Here is an 8,282-nt window from a genome sequence, read left to right on the forward strand (position 1 = left end):
CTCGACGGCACGGCCGCCGCGCGCGAGCCGGGTGCGGAACTCGCGGCGCTGCGCGCGCGGGTGGACGACGCGGTGCGCGCCGAGGCGGCCGAACCGGCAGGCTGGAATACGTCGCGGCTGTTGACGCTCGACCGGCTGGCCGCGATGCTGGCCGGATTCGAGCGGGCGTTTGCGGGCAAGGCGCTGGTCGACCGGGAGCGTCCGCCGGCGTCTCGCGTGCGCTATGCGTTCCACCGCGACACGGTGCTGGCCTGGCACAACGGCATCCGCGCGTTCATCGCGGTGCTGGCCGCGTCGACGATCTGGATCGTCAGCGCGTGGCCGTCGGGCGCCGGCTTCGTCACGATCACGGGCGTGGTCTGCGCGCTGTTCTCGACGCGCCCGAACTCGGTGGGCGCGGCCATGGGCTTCCTGAAAGGCACCGCCTGCGCGGCGGTTGCTGGCGCGCTGTGCAATTTCGTGCTGCTGCCGGCGGTGTCGGGTTTCGAGATGCTCGCGTACATCCTCGGCGTGTTCCTGATCGGCACCGGCATCGTGATGCGCAACCCGCGCACGGCGGCCATCGGCAGCGGCTTCTCGATCTTCTTCTGGAACTTCACGTCGCCGGACAACACGGCGCGCATCGGCGATGCCGCGTTCCTCAACTCGGCGCTCGCGACGCTGCTCGGGATCGCGTTCGGCGCGCTCGTGTTCGCGCTCGTGTTTCCCGGCGACCCCGGCACGAGCCGGCGGCGCCTGCACGGCGCAGTGCGCCGCGACCTGGCGAACCTCGCACGCGACCCGCGCGCGTGGCCGGCCAGCGCGTGGCTGAGCCGCACGGCCGATCGCCTCGGCCGCGAACTGGGCTTCGCAGGCAGCCTGCCGCAGAGTCTCGTCGAGCGCGACCTGCGCGATCTGCTCGCGGCCTGGACGATCGGCGACAGCCTGCTGGCGCTGGCCGAACTGGCGACGCGCGAACCGGCGGCACGCCGGGCAGTCGCGGCGGTGCGCGGGCGGATCGGGCAGGGCGATTTCGTCCGGCTCGAACAGACCTGCGACGTGGCCGCCCGCGCATTGCGGCGGCGCGTGGCCGACCTCGACAGCGACGACGGGCGCGCGCTGCTGCGCGGCGTCGTGCTGGTGCGGACGATCGCGGAGGCCGCTGCTGCGCACAGCCGTTTCCTGCGCGGGCGTCTGCCTTGGACCGCGAGCGGGATGGCGTGGCTCAACTGAGCCGATAGGCCTTGCCGGGTGTCACTTCCGCCAGAATCCGTTGTACCGAGGAATGGTTCCGATCAAACAACTGAGCGATCTGCTGTAGCGACTCGCCCGTGCGCCAACGCTCCCACATTAACGCCTACTGGGTGTCTGTATAGTGGATCCGCCGTCTCTGTTTCATGGCAACACGCCTTGCTGCTGTGCAGCCTCAAGTGCGTTGCATCGACGGGTTGAATCCGCAATCGATTGATCGCCATGTCCTCCACGAAGCATTCGACAACTTGGAACTATACTGGGCAACCTGGAGGCTTCCATGACCGATCACGACAGACTGCATCCACTACGTCCGCTCCTGAAGAATTGGGTTTGGGAGCATGGTCGAATCGGGACTCGCTATCTGGACTGCGTTGACGGCGAAATCAGGTTTGACGAGGGCAAGAAGTCGCATTTCGCGGCCGAGAAATATATCTATGTGCCCCTTGGCAAGGGCGCTGAAGACGATCCATCTGCGGAGGGTCCTGCGATCCAGGAGGCTGGACTTGCCCGGTTTTTGCGGGCCGCGCAGTTGGGTACGCCGGAGGAAGCCGGTTCTGTCGCGGATGTCCAGCGCGCAGTGCAGGACTGCGTGGAGATTGGCCTGTTCAGCGCATATCAATGGGAGGCTCGAAAGGCGTTTGCCCGATACGCGCAGGAACCCATGTTCGATGACGAGATCCGCGCGGCGGTTGTCGACGACATCCGGCGTATTTACGCCGGCATGCGGGAGCAACTGGCGCTGTACGATTTCAGTGTGCTCCACGGCTTGCCCATGCCGCTGCTTATCGGCGACACGCCCTTCATCGACTGGCGCGTGCGTGCCAGTCCGGCACTGCCGTTTGTATCGCTCCCGCTGGGACCTTACTGCCTGCTGGTCGGCGCGCCGTCGGGCAGGAAAAGCCGAATCGCCCCGGTCGTCTGGAAGGCCGCTGCCGCGATGGGCCCGTTGAAGGATCACAACCGCCAAATCGAGGAGCAGGCACGTCTGTGGCTGGTGGCGACCACGGATGACCAACTCGTCGCCGTGCAAAGCCGCATTGCTGCGGCCATCGGCTCCAGGCAAGGGAATGTGAAACCCTGACCGAAGTTGACCTTAAGCAGATCGTCGGCAGTGGCTGAATGATGAGCGGTAGTCCGCTGTCTCGTCGGGCGGTTACTGCCTGCAAATGTCGTCGGATCACCGGGTTTCCCTGTTTTGCCGGACGTTGCAATGCGGTAACGTCGCCATGCGGCCAGGAACGGGCATTCGCCTCCGTCGGTAGTCGGACATCCGAGTGATCGCATCGCGTTGGAAGCGGCCGTTTGGCTAACAGCAGGCGAATTCGACGCCCGGACATTCCTGGCGCGTGATGGTCGACCGAATCCAATTCGGCTCCAATCGACGGCCACGCATCACGCACTGAACATGTGCATCCCATCTGCCGCGTTTCGCCGATGAAACGCTTCTCGCGCACGCTTAAGGGCGGGATTTCTGAATCCGCTACCAAACGGCCATGGTGCGATTCGTGCGTACTCGAATCAGCCTGACTTGTGAGCCCAGAATCCAACCGGGACTGGCTTCAATACATTGGCAATGTGTCTTGGCCCGTGTCCCCAGAATTCGGCTCCGCAGGCAATTGCATATCGAGTCCACTTGTTCCCAACGCCACTGGTTGCCTTGGCGGCTGTCTCATTGTCAGGAGTTCATGATGAAATCCGCGTGCACGCTCTTGAGCAAAATTTACGGTGTGAGCCTCGTTGTGAGCATGGCTGCTGTGTTGGCGCTTGGCGCCGACACGGCGACAGCCGGGCAGGGTGCCACGATCTCCGATCTTGGCACCCTGCCCGGTGGTACCTTCAGCGTCGGCACCGGCATCACGGAACCCGACGAGGTAGTCGGCTATGCGTTCACCGCGAACCAGCAATATCACGCCTTTTTGTATCGCGACGGTGTCATGAACGACCTCGGCACCCTCCCTGGCGGGAACTACAGCATCGCCGCGGGTATCAACCATCGCGGCCAAGTGGCCGGCTTTGCAACTGTCGCGAGCGGGAACTTGCATGCCTTTTTGTATGACAACGGCGTGATGACCGACCTCGGCACCTTCCCTGGTGGAAACTACAGCGTCGGGAAGGCCATCAACGACCGGGGCCAAGTGGCCGGCTATGCGTATCCCGCAAATAGTGACTTGCACGCTTTTTTGTATGACCACGGCGTGATGAGCGACCTCGGCACCTTACCCGGTGGCGGCTTCAGTGCCGCCATTGGTATCAACGACCGTGGCCAAGTAGTCGGCTATGCAACCAACGCAAGTGGGCACTATCACGCTTTTTTGTATGACCGCGGCGTGATGACAGACCTCGGCGCCCTGCCGGGTGGCGGCAATAGCTTCGCCAACAATATCAATGCGCGGGGCCAGGTGGTTGGCCAATCGCAAACGGCGAGCGGCGACACTCATGCTTTTTTATATGACCACGGCGTGATGACGGATCTCGGCACGCTGCCTGGTGGCCGCAACAGTGGCGCCAGCGGTATCAATGCTCGGGGCCAGATAGTCGGCTACTCGCAAACATCGAGCGGTGACAATCACGCTGTCTTGTATGACAACGGCGTGATAAGTGATCTCGGCACTCTGCCCGGTGGCAGAAACAGCTATGCGGGGAGCATTGACAACGAGGGTAAGGTGTCCGGCTTGGCATACACCGCGAACGGGGCAGGCCACGCTGTCGTCTGGACGCTGGCCCATTGAGGACGCCACACGTGCGGTGTGCTGGTTCAAGATGGCGCTGTCGGGCCAACGTCAACTGGCCCAAAACGAGAAATCCGCCAACGGGTTCAGCCGCGTGCGTTTCCGTCGAGCGTCGCGTACGCGTATGCAGCCAGCGTCACGTGTCGTTTCACCACATGAAGGATGCCGGGCGACCTTTATACGGCCCGGCAGTGGACCAATGGGTGCCGTTGTCTCTATCGATCGAGGCGTCTCGCCTTTCTCCCGGAGGCAGAAAGGAAGTCGGGCGCTCCGAGTCCGCGAGTGGCGGTTGTACCGTGGAAGCGGTCGTCGAAGGCGCCGCGGCTCGAATGGCCGTGATGGGGCGACAGCACGCCTTCACTGGCAGGGACAGGGGGCGACTGCTCCCCCTTGTCGCAGCTAGAGAGCGCTGCACCGGTAAGCGTATGGAAATCCCAGGCGGCTCCCCGTCTTGTGCCGCACGATACATTCCGGTATCATTCACGCCCCCCACAAGCTGCGCATACGGATTTCACGCGAGGCGTCCCGCCCTCGACTATCTGTGCGTACACGATTCCGTTCGCATCCCGGCAGGCAACCCATTCTGGCGTCATGCTCGCGACGATCGTCGGCTCATCTGTCGAGGAGCATGTATTGACAAATCCTGATCGGAACGATTCCACATCCCCTGAAATCACGGCCACGGCAAAAGCCGGCCGCCGTGTGGCAAAGGGAAAGGCCCAGGCCCTGACACCGACGGACATCGCGTCGCTGGCACGCCAGAATGAGGAGCGCCAGCACCAGATGCGCGCGTTGATCGCGCTCGGTCGCGAGCGCGGCTATCTCACCCACGCGGACATCAACGACCACCTGCCCGACAACTTTGCCCAAACGGCGGCGATGGACACCATCGTCAGCACGTTCAGCGACATGGGTGTGGCCGTGTACGAACAAGCGCCGGACGCCGAAGCGCTGCTGTTAACCGAGGCTGCGCCGGCCGTGGCATCCGACGATCAGGCCGACGAGGAGGCGGAAGCTGCGTTATCGACCGTCGATTCCGAATTCGGCCGCACCACGGATCCGGTTCGGATGTACATGCGTGAGATGGGCGCCAGCGAACTGCTGACCCGCGCCGGTGAAATCGAGGTCGCGAAACGGATCGAAGATGGTCTGCAGGACATGATTCAAGCGATTGCCGCGTGTCCGTCGATCGTGTCCACGATTCTTGCCGATGTCGACCGCGTCGTTGCCGGCGAACTGCGCATCGACGAACTGGTCGATGGCATCAGCGTCGACGCCGATGAAAGCGAAATGACGCCGGAGTCCCAGGAAGAGGAGGCGGAAGCACTCGCCGCCGACGATGATTCGGACGAAGACGACGTCGATACGGACGCCGGGGATTCGGAGAAGGTGAACGCGGCACGCCTCGAAGAACTCACGAACGACAGTCTCGTGATTTTCGCGCGCGTGCGTGCACTGTTCGAGCAGTTGCCGGATGTGCCTGTCACTGGCGATGCCCGTTCCGCAGCCGCTGCGCAAGTGCGCACGGCGATCCAGCGTGAACTCGCGCCGATCCGCTTTACGGCCAAGACCATCGACCGCCTGTGCGCCATCGTGCATGGGCAAGTGACTGAGGTTCGCGCGATTGAGCGCAGCATCCTGGCGATTGCTGTCGACCGTTGCGGCATGCCGCGCGACGCGTTTGTCGAGTCGTTCCCGGGCCACGAGACCGACCTCGAATGGACGAGCCGCACGGCCGCGACCTCGCAGCAGTTCGGCGCGGCGCTCGAGCGACATCAGCCGGCGATTCAGGCGGCGCAGCAGAAACTCGTCGACATCGAATCCCGGGTCTCGTTGCCGCTCAAGCAGCTCAAGCAGATCAACCGCCAGATGAGCGCCGCGGAACTGAAAATGCGGCAGGCCAAGCGCGAGATGATCGAGGCGAACCTTCGTCTTGTCATTTCAATCGCCAAGAAATACGTGAACCGCGGCATGCAGTTCCTGGATTTGATCCAGGAGGGCAATATCGGCCTGATGAAGGCCGTGGACAAGTTCGAATACCGGCGCGGCTGGAAGTTCTCGACCTACGCGACCTGGTGGGTCCGGCAGGCTGTCACGCGTGCGCTCGCCGATCAGGCGCGGACCATTCGCGTGCCGGTCCACATGATCGAGACGATCAACAAGCTGAACCGGATATCGCGCGAAATCCTGCAACAGACAGGGCAGGAAGCGCATCCCGCTGTGCTGGCAAAGCGCATGGAGATGTCCGAGGAGAAAGTGCTCAGTATCCTCAAGATTGCCAAGCAACCTGTCTCGCTCGAAACTCCGGTGGGTGACGACGCCGATGCAACGCTCGGCGACATGATTGAGGATGTCTCGGCAAGTTCACCGGCTGAGGCGGCGATTCACGCGAACATGCGCGCGGCGATCGACGAGGCACTCAACGGGTTGTCGCCGCGCGAGGCCAAGGTTCTGCGGATGCGATTCGGGCTCGACACAAACTCCGATCACACGCTTGAAGAGGTCGGCAAGCAGTTCGACGTGACTCGCGAGCGGATCCGTCAGATTGAGAGCAAGGCGATGCGCAAGCTGATGCATCCCAGCCGTGCGGACAAGCTCAGGCCATTTCTTGAGCGCTAGAGCAAGCCGGGCGCGGTACCCCTTCGATGCCCGGCTCCAGACTTGCAGCGATCACGCGTCGGCCTGATCGTTGTCCTGGCCGGGCGTGTTCGCTGCGGGGAAGACTTACAGCGGCTTGATGCTGGCGGCCTGCTTCCCCTTGGGGCCCTGTTTGACCTCGAAGCTGACCTTCTGGCCCTCCTGAAGCGATTTGAGGCCACTTCCCTGAACCTCGGAGAAGTGCGCAAACAGGTCTTCGCCGCCGTCATCCGGGGTGATGAATCCGAACCCCTTCGTATCGTTCAACCACTCGAAGGTACCCGTTGCCATACCTTTAATGCTGCTAGCGCATGGGTCGCATGGATGAGTAGGGATCCATATGGCTTCGATCGAAGAGCGGGCCGATCGAGCGGCGAAGGTTGCGTCCGTGCTTCGACCGCTGGGCAACGGTGTGCTTGCCTGCAAGCAGGCCGAACGAGCAGCACTGCTATCAGGCGTTCACTGCACAACCGTATATCGCCTGCGTCGTCGTTTTCTCGCCAATCCGGTCACGGCGTCGGCTGATCAAATCCCTTTTTGCGCAACACGGCGGTCGCTTCGGCCGATTGCAGAAAATCGATCAGTGCCTTGGCACCGCGCGGATCCGCCGTATGGGTGGCGATGCCTGCCGTGTAAACCGTGTCGTGCTGCAGTTCACGCGGCAGCAAGCCGACCAGTCGGACACCCGGCACGTCGACGATATTGGGCACGGTGATCACGGTCGCGTCGGCCTGGCCGCCGGCAACGGCCGCGACCACGTCGCCGCCCGGGACGGGCACGAGATGCGCCTTGACCGTGTCCATGATGCCCAGCCGGCCGAGCAGGCCGACGAGATAGGCGCCACTCGCGCTCTCCGGCGACCACGACAGCGAACGGACACTCGTCAGCGCCCGCGTGAACGCGTCGACCGTCCCGATGTCGGGCGCGGGCTTGTCCGCACGCATCGCCATGCCGACTGCTGCTTTCGCGACGTCAACGCGTGTGTTCGATACGATCTTGCCCGTCTGGATCAAATCGTCGACCTGAGTGGGCAGCAGGATCGCGATGTCGAACGGCTCGTCTGCTTCGATCCGCCGTTTCAGCGTCGCGGCGTTGTCGTACGTCGCAGCGAGCCGGTGTCCGGTCAGCCGTTCGAATCCCGGCGCGAGTTCCGCGAGCGTCGACTTCATCGTCGGCGTGCTGAAAACCTTCAGGTCGTCCGCGTGCGCGTCGCCGAGGCTGGAGAGCACCAGCAACATGGCCAGACCGACATTCACCAGCACGGGAATGATCATCGTCGCCTCCTGTTCGAATGGCTCGCCGGCCGCTGGATTTCAGGTTCGCGAGGCTTTGCTGACTGCCATCCTAGGACAGCATTTGATCAACGGAAAGTTTCAAATTACGATGGTGTGATCACGAAATCGAATAGGTCAGGACATGGACGGCGACCGGCTTCGACGACGACTGAAGCTTCGCGACCTCGACACGCTGATGACGGTTATCAGCGCGGGCGGGATGCGCAAGGCGGCCGAACAGCTTCACATGTCGCAGCCAGCCGTGTCGAAGGCGATCGCGGACCTGGAGGGCCTGCTTGGCGTGCGGCTCCTGGACCGCAGCCGCCATGGTGTGTCACGGGGCGGCGCTATGGAGCCAATGCGGGGTCGGCATAAGGGCGCCACTTGAGGGGCGGCACATAGGCGCCAG

Annotated in this window: 7 protein-coding genes; 5 read left to right on the plus strand and 2 right to left on the minus strand. The window is 63.2% G+C overall.

The window, feature by feature from the left end; genetic code table 11:
- The 4 genes from BDO18943_RS41755 to rpoD form a co-directional block, all read left to right on the plus strand.
- Nucleotides 1–1,212, plus strand: a 1,212-nt coding sequence (locus BDO18943_RS41755; protein WP_175026643.1) for an FUSC family protein, incomplete at its 5' end; no start/stop codon positions are given.
- Nucleotides 1,213–1,510: 298 nt separating this feature from the next.
- Nucleotides 1,511–2,314 (plus strand): hypothetical protein, encoded by an 804-nt coding sequence (locus BDO18943_RS41765; RefSeq protein ID WP_175026644.1) that lies wholly within the window; start codon nucleotides 1,511–1,513, stop codon nucleotides 2,312–2,314.
- A gap of 604 nt (nucleotides 2,315–2,918) precedes the next feature.
- Nucleotides 2,919–3,962 (plus strand): HAF repeat-containing protein, encoded by a 1,044-nt coding sequence (locus BDO18943_RS41770; RefSeq protein ID WP_235996334.1) that lies wholly within the window; start codon nucleotides 2,919–2,921, stop codon nucleotides 3,960–3,962.
- A gap of 591 nt (nucleotides 3,963–4,553) precedes the next feature.
- Complete coding sequence (rpoD, locus tag BDO18943_RS41775) at nucleotides 4,554–6,581, plus strand: RNA polymerase sigma factor RpoD (RefSeq protein WP_235996335.1); 2,028 nt, start codon at nucleotides 4,554–4,556, stop codon at nucleotides 6,579–6,581.
- Nucleotides 6,582–6,686: 105 nt separating this feature from the next.
- On the opposite strand, the gene BDO18943_RS41780 is transcribed toward rpoD, so the two are convergent.
- Nucleotides 6,687–6,890, minus strand: a complete 204-nt coding sequence (locus tag BDO18943_RS41780) for a cold-shock protein (protein ID WP_175026645.1) — start codon at nucleotides 6,888–6,890, stop codon at nucleotides 6,687–6,689.
- A gap of 218 nt (nucleotides 6,891–7,108) precedes the next feature.
- Nucleotides 7,109–7,873: a molybdate ABC transporter substrate-binding protein gene (locus BDO18943_RS41785; protein ID WP_175026646.1), complete on the minus strand. Its 765-nt coding sequence runs from the start codon at nucleotides 7,871–7,873 to the stop codon at nucleotides 7,109–7,111.
- 220 nt (nucleotides 7,874–8,093) lie between these two features.
- Between BDO18943_RS41785 and BDO18943_RS42905 the strand changes: the two genes are divergently transcribed.
- The gene (locus BDO18943_RS42905) at nucleotides 8,094–8,261 is read left to right on the plus strand and encodes a helix-turn-helix domain-containing protein (protein WP_374101824.1); all 168 of its coding nucleotides are present in this window, start codon (nucleotides 8,094–8,096) and stop codon (nucleotides 8,259–8,261) included.
- Nucleotides 8,262–8,282 lie beyond the last annotated feature (21 nt).

This window comes from Burkholderia aenigmatica (assembly GCF_902499175.1).
GTDB classification, from domain to species: Bacteria; Pseudomonadota; Gammaproteobacteria; order Burkholderiales; family Burkholderiaceae; genus Burkholderia; species Burkholderia aenigmatica.